Consider the following 741-nt stretch of genomic DNA (forward strand, 5'->3'; position numbering starts at 1 on the left):
CGTCATTTTTGTTTACGATGATATTCAGCTTGTACGGCTCGTCCTGAGTGTCAGTGCCAAAGTCGCCGAAATCGCTGTCGAGAACAAGATTCTGCTCAATGTTGCCGGGCGCAAACACGATCTCGTGCCACTCGTTATCGAGCGCGTAGCCTTTGGGCGATTCGATCTCTTTAAGGAAGTAAACGGTATTTGCCGCAGCCGCCGTATCAAATCTTGCCTTGCCGTTTTCGTCGGTGATTGCTGTTGAGATGAGCGAGGACAGATCGTCCTTAATTGCATACAGACCGTATACCGCGCCGCTTACAGGCTCTTCGGTATCGCTGTCGCGCTTTGTAACTACAAGCGAAGCATGGTAGTAACGGTTTACGATCTCGGTATCGGCATACTTGTTTTGTCCTGCGGATTTATCAGTTGCCGCAGCCGCCGCGGGGTAGCAGGATTCAGCGTTAAGCTCATAGCTGCCAACCTTAGTTCCTGCGGGGTATTTTACAAGGCCGTTGAAATTTTCAAATTCACTGCTTGTACATCTGTCAAAGAAAGAAATATCTTTTGCTTCGTCTTTGTTCAGATTATCGTAGCCGTAGTTTTCCGCGTGTCCTACTTCAATGAAGAGAAGAGGAACAGTGTTTCCCGACTTGTCGCAGGGAACGCACTCGATGTGGAGTCCGCCGAAGTACTCGCAGGGTGTAAGCTCATCGCCGCTTTCCGTAAGCTCGCTGCCGGGGTAGATAAGAGCCGCCT

1 protein-coding gene is annotated in these 741 nt (G+C 50.2%); it reads right to left on the reverse strand.

Features of this window, described 5'->3' with window-relative positions; translation table 11 throughout:
• The coding region (locus tag LI114_RS14400) for a prealbumin-like fold domain-containing protein (RefSeq protein WP_227221130.1) at positions 1-741 on the reverse strand (741 nt) is incomplete at both ends.

The organism is Ruminococcus sp. 210702-SL.1.03 (assembly GCF_020559915.1).
Classification (GTDB): domain Bacteria; phylum Bacillota; class Clostridia; order Oscillospirales; family Ruminococcaceae; genus YE71.